This is a genomic window from Actinoplanes sp. NPDC051346, from assembly GCF_040682215.1.
GTDB lineage: Bacteria > Actinomycetota > Actinomycetes > Mycobacteriales > Micromonosporaceae > Actinoplanes.
Genome location: NZ_JBFBAJ010000003.1, coordinates 230,227 through 247,371 on the forward strand (window position 1 = coordinate 230,227; position 17,145 = coordinate 247,371).

The 17,145-nt window shown below is 71.9% G+C and carries 16 protein-coding genes; 9 read left to right on the forward strand and 7 right to left on the reverse strand.

The window, feature by feature from the left end:
* Nucleotide 1 precedes the first annotated feature (1 nt).
* Together AB0M36_RS09410 and AB0M36_RS09415 are read left to right on the forward strand one after the other, a co-directional pair.
* The gene (locus AB0M36_RS09410; protein WP_364154822.1) at nucleotides 2-793 is read left to right on the forward strand and encodes an ATP-binding protein; all 792 of its coding nucleotides are present in this window, start codon (nucleotides 2-4) and stop codon (nucleotides 791-793) included.
* A gap of 9 nt (nucleotides 794-802) precedes the next feature.
* Nucleotides 803-1,354 carry a DUF5709 domain-containing protein gene (locus AB0M36_RS09415; RefSeq protein WP_364154825.1) on the forward strand — a complete coding sequence of 184 codons (552 nt, stop codon included), beginning with the start codon at nucleotides 803-805 and terminating at the stop codon, nucleotides 1,352-1,354.
* 158 nt (nucleotides 1,355-1,512) lie between these two features.
* Here AB0M36_RS09415 and AB0M36_RS09420 read toward each other — a convergent pair whose 3' ends face one another.
* Nucleotides 1,513-2,142 carry a response regulator transcription factor gene (locus AB0M36_RS09420; RefSeq protein WP_364155412.1) on the reverse strand — a complete coding sequence of 210 codons (630 nt, stop codon included), beginning with the start codon at nucleotides 2,140-2,142 and terminating at the stop codon, nucleotides 1,513-1,515.
* 20 nt (nucleotides 2,143-2,162) lie between these two features.
* Complete coding sequence (locus AB0M36_RS09425; protein ID WP_364154827.1) at nucleotides 2,163-3,293, reverse strand: DUF5931 domain-containing protein; 1,131 nt, start codon at nucleotides 3,291-3,293, stop codon at nucleotides 2,163-2,165.
* A gap of 308 nt (nucleotides 3,294-3,601) precedes the next feature.
* On the opposite strand from AB0M36_RS09425, the gene AB0M36_RS09430 reads away from it, so the two are divergent.
* The 3 genes from AB0M36_RS09430 (at nucleotide 3,602) to AB0M36_RS09440 (ending at nucleotide 6,559) form a co-directional block, all read left to right on the forward strand.
* Entirely contained in the window at nucleotides 3,602-4,660 is a 1,059-nt protein-coding gene (locus AB0M36_RS09430) for a carbohydrate-binding protein (RefSeq protein ID WP_364154829.1), read from the forward strand.
* A gap of 111 nt (nucleotides 4,661-4,771) precedes the next feature.
* Entirely contained in the window at nucleotides 4,772-5,980 is a 1,209-nt protein-coding gene (locus AB0M36_RS09435; RefSeq protein ID WP_364154832.1) for a family 16 glycosylhydrolase, read from the forward strand.
* 30 nt (nucleotides 5,981-6,010) lie between these two features.
* Nucleotides 6,011-6,559: a GtrA family protein gene (locus tag AB0M36_RS09440; protein WP_364154835.1), complete on the forward strand. Its 549-nt coding sequence runs from the start codon at nucleotides 6,011-6,013 to the stop codon at nucleotides 6,557-6,559.
* Here the strand turns inward: AB0M36_RS09440 and AB0M36_RS09445 are convergent.
* Both AB0M36_RS09445 and AB0M36_RS09450 read right to left on the reverse strand, forming a co-directional pair.
* A complete protein-coding gene (locus AB0M36_RS09445) occupies nucleotides 6,549-7,778 on the reverse strand; it encodes a chitosanase (protein ID WP_364155413.1) in 1,230 nt (409 codons plus the stop codon). The two genes, AB0M36_RS09440 and AB0M36_RS09445, sit on opposite strands and share 11 nt — an antisense overlap.
* 29 nt (nucleotides 7,779-7,807) lie before the next feature.
* Nucleotides 7,808-8,059: a hypothetical protein gene (locus AB0M36_RS09450; RefSeq protein ID WP_364154838.1), complete on the reverse strand. Its 252-nt coding sequence runs from the start codon at nucleotides 8,057-8,059 to the stop codon at nucleotides 7,808-7,810.
* A gap of 97 nt (nucleotides 8,060-8,156) precedes the next feature.
* On the opposite strand from AB0M36_RS09450, the gene malQ reads away from it, so the two are divergent.
* Nucleotides 8,157-10,100, forward strand: coding sequence for a 4-alpha-glucanotransferase (malQ, locus tag AB0M36_RS09455; RefSeq protein ID WP_364154840.1), 1,944 nt, complete (start codon nucleotides 8,157-8,159; stop codon nucleotides 10,098-10,100).
* Here malQ and AB0M36_RS09460 read toward each other — a convergent pair.
* Nucleotides 10,089-10,475 (reverse strand): hypothetical protein, encoded by a 387-nt coding sequence (locus tag AB0M36_RS09460; RefSeq protein WP_364154842.1) that lies wholly within the window; start codon nucleotides 10,473-10,475, stop codon nucleotides 10,089-10,091. The two genes, malQ and AB0M36_RS09460, sit on opposite strands and share 12 nt — an antisense overlap.
* A gap of 180 nt (nucleotides 10,476-10,655) precedes the next feature.
* On the opposite strand from AB0M36_RS09460, the gene AB0M36_RS09465 reads away from it, so the two are divergent.
* A complete protein-coding gene (locus AB0M36_RS09465) occupies nucleotides 10,656-11,576 on the forward strand; it encodes a sensor histidine kinase (protein WP_364154844.1) in 921 nt (306 codons plus the stop codon).
* On the opposite strand, the gene AB0M36_RS09470 is transcribed toward AB0M36_RS09465, so the two are convergent.
* Together AB0M36_RS09470 and AB0M36_RS09475 are read right to left on the reverse strand one after the other, a co-directional pair.
* Nucleotides 11,573-12,823, reverse strand: a complete 1,251-nt coding sequence (locus AB0M36_RS09470) for a DUF1501 domain-containing protein (RefSeq protein ID WP_364154846.1) — start codon at nucleotides 12,821-12,823, stop codon at nucleotides 11,573-11,575. The two genes, AB0M36_RS09465 and AB0M36_RS09470, sit on opposite strands and share 4 nt — an antisense overlap.
* Before the next feature lie 2 nt (nucleotides 12,824-12,825).
* Nucleotides 12,826-14,304, reverse strand: a complete 1,479-nt coding sequence (locus AB0M36_RS09475; protein WP_364154847.1) for a DUF1800 domain-containing protein — start codon at nucleotides 14,302-14,304, stop codon at nucleotides 12,826-12,828.
* Nucleotides 14,305-14,352: 48 nt separating this feature from the next.
* Between AB0M36_RS09475 and AB0M36_RS09480 the strand changes: the two genes are divergently transcribed.
* A complete protein-coding gene (locus AB0M36_RS09480; RefSeq protein ID WP_364154849.1) occupies nucleotides 14,353-15,204 on the forward strand; it encodes a fused MFS/spermidine synthase in 852 nt (283 codons plus the stop codon).
* A 129-nt stretch (nucleotides 15,205-15,333) separates the two neighbouring features.
* Nucleotides 15,334-17,028, forward strand: a complete 1,695-nt coding sequence (locus AB0M36_RS09485; RefSeq protein ID WP_364154851.1) for a hypothetical protein — start codon at nucleotides 15,334-15,336, stop codon at nucleotides 17,026-17,028.
* Nucleotides 17,029-17,145 lie beyond the last annotated feature (117 nt).

The following is a 17,145-nucleotide window of genomic DNA, read 5'->3' on the forward strand; positions in this document are numbered from 1 at the left end:
CATGCCGAGCGAGGTCCGACACCTGGTGGACGGCGGGCAGACCTATCCGGTCGTCCGGCTAACCGGGGTGCTCGACACCGACTCCGCTCCCGCCGTGGGCGAGGCAGTGCTCGACGTGCTCGCCGGCCAGCCCGAGGCGCTCGTCGTCGACGTGCGCGACCTGACCGTCCGCGAGAGCGAGGCGGTCACCGTGCTGCGCGACGTCGCACAGGCGACGGCCGACTGGCCCTCCGCCCACGTGGTGGTCTGCGCCGCCTGCGACACCCGCGGCTGGCACGGCACGGGCCTGCCGATCTGGCCCAGCCCGCAGGAGGCGTTCGCGGCCCTCGGCCACCCCGCCCCCGCGAACTTCCTGTCCAGCGGTCTGGAACCGGTGGTGGGTGCCGCGCGGCGGTCCCGGGAGCTGGTCACCGAGGCGTGTGCCCGCTGGGAGCTGCCCGACCTCGCCGGGGGCGCGTGCATCGTCGTCACCGAGATGGTCAACAACGTGGTCTCGCACGCGCGGACGGAGATGACGGTCCTGCTGGGGCTGCACGGCTCCCGCATGAGCGTGGCGGTCCGCGACCGGTCCCCGGCCCTGCCTCGCTTCGCCGGCGGTCCGGTGCCGGTGACCTCATACGGCGGCCGCGGCCTGCTGTTGATCGACTCGGTCGCGAACCGCTGGGGCAGCCTCGCCGTGCCCGGCGGCAAGGTCGTGTGGGCGTGCCTCAACGGCGACGATCCCCTCGAGGACGACGGCTCCCCGGCCGGAGATGTGCAGACCACAGGCATGGCAGGGCACACCCGGGGGTAATCACCGGATATGCGAGACAACGACTTTCCCACCGCCGTCTCCGATCCTGAGGCGTCCGGCCTGCCCGAGACCGCGGATGACGATTCGAACGCCTACGACGCGGTAGACAGCACCCGCTGGGCCGACGGACCCGACCCGGCCGCCCTCGCGGGCGTGGGACCGGGCGGCTCCAACCACTTCGGCGAGACCGCGCACGAGCAGTGGGAGGGCGAGTCACTCGACCGCCGCCTGCGCCAGGAGATGCCCGACGTCGGCGCGGGAGACCCGCCCCGCGGCGAGCCCTACGACGAGACCGTCGACGACCCGGAGGCGCGCCGCCTGGCCGCCGACGTGTGGGGTGAGAGCCCGACCTCGGACCCGCACTCCGCGATCTCGATGTACGACGACGGACAGCTCGACGACGACGTCCCCCGGCCGGTGGGCCGCCTCGTCGAACCGGACGCGGGCTCAGGCTTCGACGACGAACCGGACAGCATCGCCCAGGACGTGGGCATGGCCGGCGGTGGCCCCTCGGCGGAGGAAGCCGCCATGCACGAGACAAACGCCCCGCACTACCGGTGAACCGGCCTGGTGCAGCCGCAACCCCGGTCGCGCTGCGCCCGCCTGTGTCGAGGGCGCCGAAACAGACTAGGCGCCCTTTGCCGTGGTCTGTTTCGGTGTTCTCGACACAGGCTCTCCGGGGCGCAGCGCCCGCCGGAGCGAAGCGAAGGCCATTAAACTCAGTCCAAGCCTTTTTCGATGGCATAACGGGTTAATTCCACCCGATTATGCAGTTGCAGCTTTCCCAGCGTGTTCTGCACGTGGTTCTGCACGGTGCGATGGCTGAGCACCAGCCGTTCGGCGATCTGCCGATAGGACAGGCCCTTGGCCACCAGCCGGAGCACCTCGGTCTCCCGCTCGGTCAGCTTGGGCGCCATCGCGTCGTCCCCGGCGGGTTCCACCGCCAGCCGCCGGAATTCCCCCAGCACCAGGCCCGCCAGGCCCGGCGTGAAGACGGTGTCTCCGGCCGCCGTCCGTCCGACGGCGTCGAGGAACTCCGCCTGCGCCGCCGACTTCAGCAGGTAGCCGGAGGCTCCCGCCTTCACCGCGTCGAGCACGCTCTGCTGCTCACCGCTGGCCGACAGCATCAGCACCCGAACCCCCGGAACGGCCTCGAGCAGGCCGTTGATGACCTCCACCCCGGAGACGTCCGGGAGCTGAAGGTCGAGGATCACCACGTCCGGCCGGGCGGCCCCCGCGATGCGGACGGCCTGCCGACCCTCGCCGGTGGTCGCGACCACGTCGTACCCGGCGGCGGCAAGGTCCCGGGCCACGCCGTCGCGCCACATCGGGTGGTCATCCACCACCATCACCCTGACTGCCACACCGGTCAGCCTAGCGATGCCCGGGGGACGGTCAGCTCGACCTCGGTGCCCTGATCCGGTGCGGTGGTGATGCGTACCGTCCCGCCGAGGTCGCTCACGCGTCCCCGGATCGACTGGGCGACGCCGAGCCGCCCCTGGGACTCGGCCTCGGCGAGCCGGTCGGGCGGGATGCCACAGCCGTCGTCCCGCACGCTGACGGTCACGGATTCCGGCTCGTCCTCGACGAGGACCCACACCTTCGTCCCGGGCTCGCAGTGCTTCGTCACGTTGTCCAGCGCGGCCGCCACGGCGGCCGCCAGCTCGGTGGCGGTCCGGGACGGCAGACTGACCGCGCCGGCGGGTGCGGCCACCGACACCGTGTTCGACGCGTACGGGTCGAGCAGCATCATCAGATCGACGTCGGCGTGGTCGTCGGCGAGGTCCACGGTCCGCCCGGTCACGAGGATGCGCAGCGCGGCCTCCTGTTCGCCGGCGAGCCGGGCCAGCTCGCCCGCCTCCCCGTCGAGGCCGGCGCCGCGCCGCTTGACGAGGGCGAGAACCTGCAACACCGAGTCGTGGATGTCGCGGGCCAGGCGTTCGCGTTCCCGGGTGGCGGCCTCCAGCTGGATGGCGCGCTCGAGCCGCTGCTGGGAGACCTCGGCAATGCTGACGAGGTAACCGACAGCAAGGGCGGCGAGCAGCATCAGCACCGTGCCGGTGAACGCGGCCTGGTCGTAGTGGTTGCGCACGACGAGGTCCGTGGCGCCCATCGCGAGCGCCGCGGTGATGCCCCAGCGGCGCCCGCCGGCGACGGCCCAGGCGATGACCGGGGCGACATGCCAGGCGACCGCGAGGGTGGGAGCGCCGGCCTTGAGCGCGGCCGGTCCGACGATCACCGCGCTGGAGGCCATCACCGCCATCGTGACGACCAGGTCGGCGACGAGCAGTGGCGGCTTGCGGCGGGACGGCACGGCGTACGCGTACGTGGTGAAGACCGTCCAGGCCGCGGTCAGCGCGAGCACCGGCCACGCGAAGAGCGGCCGCTCGTAGACGCCGACGTTGCGCACCACGAGGATCCCCACGTAGACCAGGGCGGCGATGCGATATACGGCGATAGCCCGCCACAGGGGCGTCTGCCGCGCACCGGTCTCGGTCATGGCCAGACCCTACTCATTTCGCAGTCGCAGTGAACGAATTGCCTGCCGGCGCCGTACGACAAGGCAGCGGGACAGGGGCAACGCCGCGGCGTGGTGGGCAGCGGCTTTTACCTCTCGTCCGGTTCCTCCCCTACACAACTGAGATCAAATCAGGCACCGAAGGGACGACCCAACGCATCTCGAACCGGCGAGTAATGAGAAAAGCTGAATGTTCTTATGGATTCCCGGATTAGCACTTGACCTTTCCACGGGAATCTTCTTAGGTCTCTGCTGAAGCATAAGTACCCCCGCCCACCGGAGGTCCCCCCGTGCCGCGACACAGCGCGCCGCTCCAGCCTGCCTGGATACGTCCCCGACTCGTCGTGACGCTCGCCGTCGCGGCCGCCGGGTTGGCTACCGCTATTTGGCTGCCGACCCGCAACGACAGTGCGGACGCGTCCGAGTGGCGCCGCAACATCCCCACCATCGCCTCCCAGGAGCAGTTCTCCGACGATTTCGCTGGCCGCGAGGGCAGCACCGTCGACCCGCAGAAGTGGTTCCTCAACACCGGCCGCACCGGCTCCGGGCTGACCTTCAGCGAGAGCACCCGCAACGCGCGGCTCGACGGTGACGGCAACCTGATCATCACGGCCCGCAACGGTGACCGCACCGGGCTCACCACGGCCCAGCTCGTGAGCCGGAGCATGTTCCGCCGCGATTCCGGCCAGGTCGAGGCCCGGATCAGGGTGCCCGAGGACGGCGACGGCCTGCGTCCCGTGTTCGCGCTGTTCGGCGCCGGGCGCAACTCCGCCGCGATCAACCTGCTCGCCGACCCGGTCGAGGACGACGAGTTCCACACCTACGCGGTCGCCTGGACGCCGGATTCGGTCACCCTGTCGCGCGACGGTGACGTCGTGCAGCGGGCGGCCGCGCCGCAGAACGGCACCGGCCAGCTGTTCCGGCTGACCCTGAGCCTGCTGATCACGAACCCCCGCGAGGCGGATCTGCCCGCGAGGATGGTCGTGGACTCCGTCGACGTGGACGCCCTCGACGAGGAGGCCACTCCGCCGGCCGAGGAGACCACACCGCCGGCCGAGGCCACCACACCGCCCGCCGAGGCCACCACGCCGCCGGCCGAGGTGCCCACCACGCCGCCGGCCACCACGCCGGCCGAGGCCACCACGCCGCCGCCGGCGGAGCCGACGACCGCCCCGGCCACGACGCAGCCGCCCGCCGCGGCCGAAGTGAAGCAGTGGAAGACGTTCACCAGCTACAAGGTGGGTGACGTCGTCAAGTTCAAGGGCAAGGACTACCGGGTCCTCGAGGCGCACACGTCGCTGCCCGGCTGGGAGCCGACCACTTTGGTGAGCCTGTTCAAAAAACTCTGAGTAAAAGGGGCCTCCGGGGGTTCCGGTACCAGTCTTCCTTGACTGACAACAGTCAATTTGTAAAGACTGCGTAATAATATTAACGACCTCTTCCCCCGGAGGTTCATCCCCATGCGCACCATGCTCGCCGCGGCCGTGGTCGCGGTAACCATCGCGGGCGGCCTGGCCGCCACCTCCCGCACCGACGAGGCCCACGCCGCCATCGGCGGCGTCACCTTCTCCGAGGAGTTCAACGGCGCCGCCGGCACCCCGATCGACCCGGCGAAGTGGAAGTTCGACATCGGCGGCGGCGGTTGGGGCAACAACGAGCAGCAGTACTACACCAACTCGACCAGCAACGTGCGCCACGACGGCCAGGGTCACCTCGCCATCACCGCCCGGCGCGAGAACCCGGCCGGCTACCAGTGCCACTACGGCACCTGCCAGTACACCTCCGGCCGGATCCTGACGGCGGACAGGTTCAGCCAGACGTACGGCCGCTTCGAGGCCAGCATCAAGATCGGAAAGGGCCAGGGCATCTGGCCGGCGTTCTGGATGCTCGGCGGCGGCTCCTGGCCCACCACCGGCGAGATCGACATCATGGAGAACGTCGGCAAGGAGCCCAACACGGTCCACGGCACGGTCCACGGGCCCGGCTACTCGGGTGCCGAGGGCATCGGCGCCGGCCGCACGATCGGTGCCCCGCTCGGCGACGCCTTCCACACCTACCGCGTCGACTGGTCGCCCGGCCTGATCGTCTGGTTCCTCGACGGCGTCGAGTACCTGCGCCTCACCCCCGCCAACCTCGGCGGCGACCCGTGGGTGTTCGACCACAACTTCTTCATGATTCTGAACGTGGCGGTCGGCGGCTACTGGCCCGGATACCCGGACGCCACCACCCAGTTCCCCCAGACGATGCTCGTCGACTACGTCCGGGTATCGGCCTGGACCGCCGACGGCGGCGGTGGCCTGAAGTCAGCCTTCAGCGGACGCTGCGTCGACATCCCGTCGGCGAACCCGGTGGACGGCGCGAGGTTGCAGCTGTGGGATTGCAACAACACCACCGCGCAGAAGTGGGCGCCGCAGAGTGACGGCACGCTGCGCGCGATGGGAAAGTGCATGGACCCGGCGGGTGGTGGTGCGGCCAACGGGACGCCGATCCAACTGGTGGGCTGTAACGGCAACCCGGTGCAGCGGTTCACGCTCTCCGCCGCGGGCGACCTGGTGAACGTCTCAGCCGGGAGGTGCGTCGACGTCAAGGACTGGAACGGCGCCAACGGCGCCCAGCTCCAGCTCTGGGACTGCGCCGGCACCACCAACCAGAAGTGGGCCAGAACCTGACGGTTGAGTGCCGCCGCTAGGCTCGCCGGAATGTGGCTAGCCAAAACCGCGCACAGACATGACGAAGCGGTGAAGTTCCTGGTGGTCGGCGGGATCTGCTTCGTCGCAACGACCGGGATCAACTACGCGCTGAAGCTCACTGTCCTCACCGGCAAGCCGGTGACCGCGCTCGGGCTGGCCACCATCGTCACCACGATCCTGTCCTACGTGCTGAACCGGGAGTGGTCGTTCGGCACCCGGGGCGGCCACGAACGACACCACGAGGCCGCGTTGTACTTCGCAGTCAGCGCGGTCGGCGTGGCCCTCAACGCGCTCCCGCTCTACATATCCCGCTACGTCTTCCTCCTGCACGAGCCCGACGTGAGCCGGCCAGTACAGGAGATCGCGGACTTCGTCAGCGGCATCCTCATCGGCACACTGATCGCGATGTGCTTCCGGATCTGGGCGTTCAAGAAATTCGTCTTCCCGCACTCGGAAGCGCGCCCCCATCGCCGCCGGGGCCAGGCGAGGAACGGGCCGCGCCACAACGTCGTGCGTCACGAGCCGCCGGTTCGTGACCACGAGTCTCCTACGCCTTGAAACGGTCGCCGTAGACGCGCCAGCTCAGGGGCGCGTTCAGGTCCAGGTTGCCGGCTCGGAGGAACAGCCGCTGGGCGGTTTCCACCCGGCTGACGTCGCTGTGGGCTTCCTCCGTACGCATCTCTTTGACCCTGGCGGTGAGGAACGCCTCGAGGAAGACCGTTTCGTCGCCGCCCAGCTTGGGGGTCTTGGCGACGCGGAGCGCGGCGGCGCGGATCGCGTGGAGGCCCGACATGCCGTGCATGACCGCCGCGTCGTAGTACGCGAACTGTCCCAGCGCGCGCAGGCCATCCGAGGTGGCGAGCCTGACCGCTGGCTCGAAGTACATCCGGTCCCGCTCGTCCTCCTGGGTCTTGCGGAAGACCGGATCGGCCGCGGCCGCCTTCCAGGCCGCGGTGAAGCCCGGGTCCAGGCCCTTGTGGGAGGCGGAGCCGTCGACCGCGCGCAGGGCCGACAGGTACTTCCCGAGGGTGTTCCGGGGCGAGCGACGGGTGTACTCGGTGACCAGGGCGAGCATGTCGGACGTGCCGGAGCAGAAGCCGACGATTCCGGCTGTGTAGCCGCGCCCGTCGCCGATGTCCTCGATGTAGTCGAACTCGCCGCGCCAGTCGACCGTGGAGTTCTCCGCGCTGGAGACGAGCTGCAACGCGAGTTCCTTCTTGCCGGCGGCGGCGAGGCCGGCAGCGGCCGGCGGAACTGACGCCGGCGCGGTTGTCGTTGTGCCCGCGAGGGCGGGGCCGGGCCCGTACACCTGGATCTCCCGCAGTGAGAAGCCGGATGCCTGCGCGCGCTGGGTGGCCAGCAGGCGCAGGTAGCGTCCCGAGCCTCGGAGTCGTTTGATGTCGTCGGTGCCGCCGTCGCCGCCGGTGGACCGGTGCAGGTCGGTCCAGGTCAAGCCATCGGCCGAGAGCTGCAGCCGGTACGTTCGCGCATACGACGGGTCCCAGAGCAGGCGGACCCGGTTGACGGCCTGTGTGCGGCCGAGATCGAGACGCAGCCACTGCGAGCCGGGGTTGGTGACACTTGTCCACCGCGTGGTCGGGTCGCCATCGACCGCCATGACGCCGGTGCGGGCCGCGTCAATCGCGCTCGAGGCGAGGACCGGGTGACGGCGGGACAGCAGGACGTCCGAGGACGCCTCCGCGGTCACGGTGATGGCCAGCGGAACCGTGCAGACCGCCGCGACCCCGACGCCCAGCGCGACCATGTTCGCCCGCATCCTCACCCCTCGACGGTAGGGGCGGGGGGTCAGCGCCGTTTGCGGTTCCGGGAAATCAGGACCAGCGCCAGGATGATGCCTCCGACGACGACCAGACAGCAGACGCCACCCAGAATCGGGAGGAAACCGAACCCGCTCCGCCGGCGGGCCTTCACCGCCTCGATGACGAGACCGTCCGCGCCGTTGCTCGCGGCCCAGGCGTGCGCGGGCACCACCAGGGTCAGGACGCCGCCCGTCAGAACCGCGCTCAACCGGGCCCACCACTTCACCGCAAAAGACATAGGGCCTAGTCTGCCGGGTCGCCGCAAGACCCGCCGGCGGGGGACTAGAGGTTTCACGGCAGGGTATGGGGCAGGAACCGATGAACAGGGGGCGGTAGTGGACGCTGAGCTGGCCGCGTTGGCGGAGGCCCACGGGGTGGCCACCTGGTACGAGGACTGGCGTCGAGAGCGCCGCGACGTGGCGGCCGACTCGGTCGTCGGGGTGCTCGGATTGCTCGGAGTGGACGCGACGTCCCCCGCGGCGATCAAGCGGGAGCTGTCCACGATCCGCACCGCACGCGAGCAGCACCGGCTCCCCGGCACGGTCGTCGTCCGGCAGGGCGAGGTGGGACCGGCGGCCGGGGCCGGCACGGTCCACCTGGAGGACGGCACGTCGCGGGACATCACCGGGATCCCGGCCGACCTGCCGCTGGGTTGGCACCGGCTGAGCCTTCCCGCGCAGGACGTCACGCTGGTCGTGGTGCCGGCCCGGCTCCCCGAGCCGCCCGAGACCTGGGGCTGGATGGTGCAGCTCTACGCCCTGCACTCGGCCGCCTCGTGGGGCATGGGCGACCTCGGCGACCTGCGGACCCTCGTCGAAGCGGGCCACGGCGCCGGGCTGATCCTGCTCAACCCCCTGCACGCGATCACGCCGACTCTGCCCGTGCCCGCCTCGCCGTACTCGCCGTCCAGCCGGCGCTTCGCCAACCCGCTGTATCTGCGAGTGAGCGACACCGGGGCGTACCGCGCGGCCGATCCGGCGTTGCGGGCCCGGGTGGACGCGCTGCGTCCGGACCGGCCGGCGGACGCTCTGATCGACTACAGCGCGGTCTGGCGGGCCAAGCGGGCGGCGTTGGAGCTGCTGTGGCCGCTCGCCGGCGAGGTCGATCTCGACGCCGATCCCGGCCTCACCGACTTCGCCGTGTTCTGCGTCCTCGCGGAGGATCACGGCGCCGACTGGCAGAAGTGGCCCGAGCCGCTGCGCCGCCCCGACACCGCCGACGTGCGGGCCGCGCGCAAGGGCGACCGGGTGGCGTTCCACGTGTGGTTGCAGCACCTGCTCGACGAGCAGTTGGACGCGGCCAACGCTGCCGCGCGGGCTCAGGGCATGCCGGTCGGCATCGTGCACGACCTGGCCGTGGGCATCGACCCGAACGGCGCTGACGGCTGGCTGTTGCAGGACGTGCTCGCCGCGGGCGTGCACACGGGCGCGCCGCCGGACGCGTTCAACCAGCTCGGCCAGGACTGGGGCCTCGCCGCCTGGCGGCCCGACCGGCTCGTCGACACCGGGTACGCGGCCTACCGGGACATGCTGCGCCGCATCTTCCGCCACGCGGGCGGCCTGCGCGTGGATCACGTGGCCGGACTGTGGCGGCTCTGGTGGGTGCCGCCGGGCATGGGGCCGGCCGAGGGCACATACGTGCACTACGACCCGGAGGCGATGCTCGGCATCCTGGCCCTCGAGGCCCACCGGGCCGGGGCCGTGGTCGTCGGCGAGGACCTCGGCACGGTGCTGCCAGTGGTAACGCAGACGCTGGAAGAGATGAACATGCTCGGGTCGGCGGTGCTCTGGTTCACCCGGGACTACAAGGACGACCCGGACGAGGGATATCTGAGCTCCGCGCGATATCCGCGCAACGCGCTGGCGACCGTCTCGACCCACGACCTGCCGACGGCCGCCGGCTTCCTCGCCGGGGAACAGGTCAGGGTCCGGGCCGAGCTCGGCCAGCTCGCCGGGCCGGTCGAGGAGGAACGGGCGTCCGCCGACCGCGACCGCGCCCAGCTCCTCGCCCGGCTCACCGACGAGGGCCTGATCACGGCGTCGAGCACGCCCGAGGAGATCATCGTCGCCATGCACGAGTTTCTCGCTCGTACCCCGTGCCGGCTCGTGACCGCGTCCCTCTACGACGTGCTGGGCGAGCTCGACCAGCCCAACCTGCCCGGCACGACCGACGAGTACCCGAACTGGCGCCTGCCGTTGCGCACCAGCCTGGAACAGATCGTGGCGGATCCGCGGGTGGCGCGGATCGCCGCCGTGCTGAACGCGAGACTAGATCGCTAGCGGCGGGGGCGGCGGGTCGTCGTCCAGCGCGAAGAGCATCGGGTGGACGGCCAGCCGGTGGTCGCGTTCCCGGCACCGGGCCGGCGGAAGCAGCGACGAACCGTGGTCCGGGTGTTCCGCGCAGTGCCGCATCGCCCGGCCGACCGCGTCCGGATGATGCCGGCCGCCGCCGTACTCCCCGCAGCTCGCGCAGTCCCACCGCCAGTACGCCGGTCCCTCGTCCGAGTCGTGCCGCCGGATCCTCAGCGGAGGGCCCGCGCGATGCCGGGCGGCGACGAGGATGGCGGTCATTTCCCCGGTCGGCGGCGGCTCGGACGGCCGCCTCGACACCTCGCCGATGATCTCGGCCAGCACGCTGGTCCCCGTACCCGACACCGTTCACCCCCGCGTTCGTTGGACCGGCCCAGTGTGGACCGCACGGCGAGCGCCGCAGGGCGAATTTCCCGTTTCCGGGTGCTGCTTTCACCCGCAGCGGTGCACCGGGTGTCCTCGGGCGCCGAGCCGGGCGGGTACGGGTGTTACCGTGGTCGATCAGCGGTCCTAGGAGGAGGCGAGGTGGTGTTCACCCACTCGGCGTTCCTCTACGACACCGACGACGCGTACGCCTCGCTGCTGAGCGGATTCGTCCGGGACGGATTGGAACGTGGAGAGACGGTGGCCGTCGCCGCCGCACCCGACCGCATCGACCTGCTTCGCGACGCCCTCGCCGGGCAAGCCCGTTCGGTGCGTTTCCTGCCGGCTGACGAGTGGTATGTCCATCCCGGCCGGACCATCGCCGGATGGGCACAGATCCTGCGCACCGCCGCCGACGACGGGAGCCCGTTCGTGCGGCTGGTCGGGCAGATCCCGTACGCCGGACCGTACGCCCCGTGGCTGCGGTTCGAGGCGGCCCTCAACCGCAGCCTCGCCGAACTCGATGGGCATCTGCTGTGCCCGTACGATCGCCGGATCCTGCCGACCGCGCTGCTCACCGCCGCCGTCCGCACCCACCCCAGGGTGTTCGACGGCGACTGGCGCGACAACGCCGGATACGAGAAGCCCGAGGTCTTCCTGGCCGCGACGCCGGAGATTCCGTGGCCGGTCGCCGGCGCTCCCGTGATCGCGGTGCCCGTCGACGAATCCGTCTCGGGCCTCCGGGGCCTGGTTCGCGAGCGCGCCGAGGGCTGGCTGCCGGCCGAGCGGGTGGAGATCCTCGTGCTGGCCCTCAGCGAGATCGCCACGAACAGCGTGCGGCACGGCGGCGCCCACCGCGAGCTGCGCATCTGGGTGACCCCCGACGCCGTCGTGACCGAGGTGACCGACGACGGCGCGATCGGCCCGAGCCCGCTGGCCGGCTATCTCCTGCCCCGGGCGGGCGAGATCGGCGGCATGGGGTTGTGGCTGGTCCAACAGCTCTGCGACGCGCTGTCGATCCGGCAGGTCGACGGCCTGACCCGCGTCCGCTTCGCGGTGCGCCGAGACCAGGGCCCGTCCTAGCGGGATCGCACCAGGCCCAGAGTGGACGCCGACACCCCCGGAAAGACCCCGGCGACGTTCGTCAGGCCGCAGCGGGCGCGCAGGATCTCGCCGATCACCGCCCGGTAGTCGGTGGTCACCGCCAGGTCGCCGTCGACGAGCCGGCTCGCGGCCAGGCCGGGCCAGCGCCCGTACACCTTGCCGCCCTTGACCCCGCCGCCCAGCACGAACATCGCGTTGCCGTAGCCGTGGTCGAGGCCGCCGGAGCCGTTCTGGCCGACCCGGCGGCCGAACTCGCTGATGGTGACCAGCGTGACCCGCCCGAGGCCGGCCGGACCCAGATCCCGGGCGAAGGCGGCGAGCGCGGCGGCGAGGGCGGAGAGGTGGTCGTACATGCGCTTGCCGGGCGCGGCCGCGCCGAGGTTCTCGTGCATGTCCCAGTCGCCGGAGTCGACGCAGGCGGTCATCAACCCCACGTCCGCCTTGATCAGGCGGGCCACGTCGCGCAGGGCACGGCCAAGATCGCTGTCCGGGTACGCGGCCCCGTTCGCGGGCGTATATCCCACGGCCTTCAGCGTCGCGGTCGTGGCCAGCGCGGAGGTCGTCATCGCCGTGGTTCGCCTCAGCGCGTCGGGGGCGCCCGCGTACAGCGCGGCCAGGGTCTTCGCCATGGGGCGGCCCTCGCCCTCGCCGGAGAGCACGAACTTGTCGACGCTGGCGAGGCCGAGGTCCGGCGTGGGCCCGGCGAGCACCCGGGCCGGCATCGCACCGCCCACCGAAACGGCGTCGAAGGTCCCCGACCCGCCCAGCCCGCCCATGACCCGGTCCAGCCAGCCCGTACGCAGGGAAGTGCCCGGAGCCGCCCGCTCGAGCTCCTCCATCGCGGCGAAGTGCGAACGGTTCGGCGCCGGCTGCCCGACGGCCTGGACCGCCGCCAACGTCCCGCCCTTCCAGTACGGCAGCAGCGGCGCCAGCGCCGGATGCAGCCCGAAGAACGAGTCGCCGCCGATGAGCTGCTTCTTCCCCACCGCGATCCCGGGCCGGGCGGCGTAGTACGCGGGGTCGCCGGCGGGCACGACGGCGGACAGCCCGTCGAAGCCGCCCCGCAACGACAGCAGCACGAAGACGTCCCCGCCGTAGCCCGGCGACGCGAACGCGAGCTGGGTCGCGAGCTGGTCACCGACCAGACCGGCGAAGGCGCCGGCGGCACCGGCCGCGAGCAGCGTGCGCCGGCTGACCGGGCAGCCGCAGTCCTGGTTCGTCGTCACGGTCACCTCAGCGCGAAGTAGGGAGAGTCGAGCAACAACGCCGGCAGGTAGGGGAACGCCCACCCCGCCGCCGCGTCGCCGGCCCGCAACGGGCTGGCGAGCGTCTTGCCGTAGAAGTCCGCGAGCGCCACGGAGTGCTCGGGGGCGAGGGTGCGCCCGACCAGCCGGGAAGCGACGGCGTCGATCAGCGCGCCGTACGTCGCCGGCAGGACACCACCGGCGAACTCGGCCAGCGGCGACTCCGGCCGCCGCAACGTGCTCGGCCACCAGCCGGCGGCGATGTTGAGGTGCGCGTTCCAGCGGACGACCTGGCCCGACGGCGACGCCCAGGCGGTCGCCACGTCCGGGTAGCCGTTCGGCGGCGCCCAGGCCATCGGCGCCTGCCCGGCGGCCTCACTGGTCCAGTACAGCGCCCTGATGCCCTCCGTCCCGGACTTGTCGGACGCGTACCCGAGGGTGCGCACCGTCGCGATGACGTCCTCGTACGGCGTCCGGGTCTTCGCGCCCACCGACGCGGCGAACTCAGCCGAGGTGAACAGCGCCCGCAGCACCGGCACGATCGCGCTCTTGCTGTCGAGGTACACCTTGGCCAGCCGGGTCACCAGCGCCGCCGGCGGCTCGTCGGCGACAAAGCGCACGCACAGCTTGGTGGCGATCCGCCGCGCGGTGGCGGGATGCAGCGCCAGGTGGTCGAGCAGCGCCATGGCCGCGGCCTCGCCGCCGGTGGCGGTCCGGTTCGCGTGACGGAAACCGAGGATCCGCACCGCGCCGGTGGCGTGCTGGCCGGCGTCGTAGCGGTAGCGACCGGTCTCCCAGCTCACGGTCATGCCGGTGAACAGCCGGGCGGCACATCTGACATCGGCCTCGGAGTAGCCCAGACCGGCAGTGTGCAGCTCGAGCAGCTCCCGGCCGTAGTTCTCGTTCGGCGCCGCGCGGGTGGAGAAGCGGTTGTCCAGGTACGTGAGCATCGCCGGGTGCCGTGCCGAAGCCTTGAGCAGGTCGGCGAAGCGCCCCAGCGCGTACTTGCGGATCACGGTGCGGTCGTAGTCGGGCCGGCTGTCCCAGACGTCGCCGGAGGGGCAGGTGACGTTGAGGTGGTTCGACCAGAAGTCGACCATCACCTCGTAGAGCTGCCGTTCGCTCCAGACGGCCCTGGCCAGCGTGGCGAAGCCCACCTCGAACATGGGCTCCCAGCCGTACCGGGGGATGACGCCGGCGCGCACCTTGGCCCGTACCCCGTCGATGGTCAGGCCGCTCAGCGGGAAGCGGGCGACCAGACCGTCGGCGACCTGATCGCCGATCGAAGCCGGCTTGAGCTGCCGATCCAGCCACGCCTTCGCACCGAGACCGCGGATCTCGGCGACAGCGGCCGGAGTCGGACCGTACGTGGCACGGCGAAGCAGATGCAGCAACGGGTCATCAGGGAGGAACGCCGCGGATGCCGTCACGTCCTCGTCGTCGGCGCGCGGTCCGACCTTCATCGGGTTCCCGGCCCGGCACTCCCCAACCGCAACCGACATACTGCAGCCGTGGCACAGCGCAAACGAGGCGAGCGGCGGGTGGAGCAGGTGGCCTCCGGCGTCGCCGAGCTCGTTGCGGACCCCGACCGGCCCGACGGCTGGACCCTGCTGCTGGACGGCACGCCCCAGTCACACGTGGACCTCGGCGACCCCACCCACCTCGAGTTCGAGTACATCCGCCGGATGGCCGCGGCGATCGACCTGCTCGCGCCGCCCGGCGCACCCCTGCGGGTGCTGCACCTGGGCGGCGGGGCGCTGACGCTGCCCCGCTACGTCGCGGCCACCCGACCCGGCTCGCCGCAGCGGGTGGTGGAAATCGACGGACCGCTGGTCGAGCTGGTGCGCACGGCACTGCCCTGGGACCCCCGCGCCAAGCTTCGGGTACGGGTCGCCGACGCGCGCGAGGCGGTCACCGGCATGCGCGACAGCGGGTACGACCTCGTGATCGTCGACGTGTTCGCGGGCGCGCGCACCCCCGCCCACCTGGCCTCGGTGGAGTTCGTGCGGGAGGTGGCCCGGGTCCTCGACCCCGGTGGTCGGCTCATCGCCAACGTGGCGGACGGGCCGCCGCTGACGTACGCGCGTACCCAGGTCGCCACGATCCGCGCGGTGCTCCCCGAGGCCTGCCTGGTCGCGGACGCCGCCGTGCTGCGCGGCCGCCGCTTCGGCAACCTCGTCGTGGTCGCCGGTCACACCCCGCTGCCGGTCGCACAGCTGAGCCGGCGGGCGGCCGGCGACTGGTTCCCGGGCCGCGTCGAGACCGACCTGGAACGGTTCACGGGCGGCCGCCCGCCCGCCACGGACGCCGACGCGGTCGCGTCCCCGGCCCCGCCGGACGGCCTGTTCAGCGCCAGGTCGTAGACCCGGGTACGGCACACTCCGTCCGAAGGTGCATCAGTATCCGGCCTTGCGGATGATCAAGGTGACTCGGCGGTAATTTGACAGCGGCACGACTTGTTTCGGCAATCCGCGGCCGGATCTAATCGAAGAATGCAGCACCAGCCCGACGTCTTCGGTCCGCTGCAGGGCGGCGAGCGCGCCCTGTGGCGGGGCCGCTGCGCCGTCGCCGAGTACGCGTTCGACCGCGCCGCCTCCCTACCGCGGTGGACGCTGCCCGAGTCGACCGAGGTGCTCGTCACGGACCGCCGCATCGCCTACGCGTACGCGTCGTCCGGCTCCCCCGAGGACCTGGAGATCAAGTCGGGCGACCTGCGCTGGCTGTACCCCCAGCACATCCGCGTCCAGCCGGGCTCCCGACCGCCCGGCCGCGCCGCGTCCGTCACCCAGATCCAACTCGTCTGCGGCGGCGCCGACGGCTCGTTCCCCGCACTGGTCTTCGCGGGCGGCGACCTCACCGGAGTGCGCGAGGCAGACCGACTCGCGAACATCATCCGGCACGCGATCGCCCGGTTCCGGGTAGACAACGCGGACAAACTCGGCCTGACAACCCCGCAGGCGCGGATGCTGTCGCGGCTGCTGATCGGCCCGGAGTTCAGCAATTTCGAGGGCGGGGAGGGGCAGACGGCGTCGTTGCTCGGCGCGCTCCCGGTTCCACGCCCGGCCGCGGCCGAGCAGCAGCATCCCACCGGACCGGCCGCGTCGTCCGCCGGCGCACCTGCCGCGGCGGAGGGCGCACCTGTCGCCGATTACCCCGCACCTGTCCCCACGCACGCCGCGCACGCCGCCGGACCTAACGCCGCGCACGCCGCCCCTGACCCCGCCTACCCCGCACCTGCCGCCGCGCATGCCGGGCCTGTCTCCGCCTACCCCGCATCTGCCGCCGCGCACGCCGCGCCTGCCGCCGCGCACGCCGCGTCTGCCGCCGCGCACGCCGCGCCTGCCGCCGCTGCTAGCCCGGCTGCCTCTTACGCTGCGCCGGTTCCTCGGGGTGCGCACGCCGCGCACGCCGCTAGGGTCGACGCCGGACATTCCGGGCCTGACGCCGGGCATCCGGAGCCGGAGCACAATGCCGCAGCGAGCGGTGGCACCGGCCGGTTGTCGGGTTACCGGCCCGGGCGAGCCGCCGACGAGGCGCGGGCACTGCAGGCCGCGGCCGCCGAGCAGGCCGCCCACCTGTCCGAACCCGACCTCGCGACCCGCGCCGCGAGCCTTGCCGCCCGGGTGGCGAACCTGGTCGCCGGCCTACCGGAGGAGCAGACCGGCCCCCGCCATTCGCATCAACCCACCGTGTACCGAGCGCCGACGCACCAACCCGCCCCGCACTACTCGGGCGCACACCAACCGACCGTGTATCCACCGACCGTGTACCAACCCGGCGCACACCAACCCGCAGCGCACGAACCGACCGTCTACCAACCGGCCGGCCGCCAGCCGACGGTGTACCAGCCGGCCGCGCACCAGCCAGCCGCGCAGCCCGTGCACCAACCCCGGGTTCAGCCGATCGCGGACCACCCGATCCCAGTCCAGCCGATCCCAGGCCACCCGATCCCAAGCCAGCCAATCGCGGGCAAGCCGATCGCGGACCACCCGATCCCAGTCCAGCCGATCCCGGGCCAGCCGATCCCGGGTCAGCCCGCCGGGGAGCAGCCGACCGCGAACCTCGGTGGTCGCGCCGAGCGCGTGCGGCGAACCGCCGCCCGGTTCGCCGCCAACTCCGGCAAGGGCAACGCCCCGGCGCACCGCGCCGAACATGAGAGCGGCACGACCCCGCGGGGCAACCGCTGACGCGCGCACCCGCCCGCACGGCTCAGGGCCGGAAGCAGCTTCCCGCCTCGACGCGCTCGTCGTGCACCCGGTGTGCCTTGCGCAGCAGCTCCATCAGCTCCTGTTCCTGACGGATCC

Excerpts from the sequence above, each read along its gene's own strand:
- AB0M36_RS09475 (WP_364154847.1), bottom strand. The coding sequence starts at position 14,304 with ATGAAGGTCGGACCGCGCGCCGACGACGAGGACGTGACGGCATCCGCG.
- AB0M36_RS09445 (WP_364155413.1), bottom strand. The coding sequence starts at position 7,778 with ATGCGGGCGAACATGGTCGCGCTGGGCGTCGGGGTCGCGGCGGTCTGC.
- AB0M36_RS09450 (WP_364154838.1), bottom strand. The coding sequence starts at position 8,059 with ATGTCTTTTGCGGTGAAGTGGTGGGCCCGGTTGAGCGCGGTTCTGACG.
- AB0M36_RS09410 (WP_364154822.1), top strand. The coding sequence starts at position 2 with ATGCCGAGCGAGGTCCGACACCTGGTGGACGGCGGGCAGACCTATCCG.
- AB0M36_RS09415 (WP_364154825.1), top strand. The coding sequence starts at position 803 with ATGCGAGACAACGACTTTCCCACCGCCGTCTCCGATCCTGAGGCGTCC.
- AB0M36_RS09440 (WP_364154835.1), top strand. The coding sequence starts at position 6,011 with ATGTGGCTAGCCAAAACCGCGCACAGACATGACGAAGCGGTGAAGTTC.
- AB0M36_RS09485 (WP_364154851.1), top strand. The coding sequence starts at position 15,334 with ATGCAGCACCAGCCCGACGTCTTCGGTCCGCTGCAGGGCGGCGAGCGC.
- AB0M36_RS09435 (WP_364154832.1), top strand. The coding sequence starts at position 4,772 with ATGCGCACCATGCTCGCCGCGGCCGTGGTCGCGGTAACCATCGCGGGC.
- AB0M36_RS09425 (WP_364154827.1), bottom strand. The coding sequence starts at position 3,293 with ATGACCGAGACCGGTGCGCGGCAGACGCCCCTGTGGCGGGCTATCGCC.
- AB0M36_RS09420 (WP_364155412.1), bottom strand. The coding sequence starts at position 2,142 with ATGGTGGTGGATGACCACCCGATGTGGCGCGACGGCGTGGCCCGGGAC.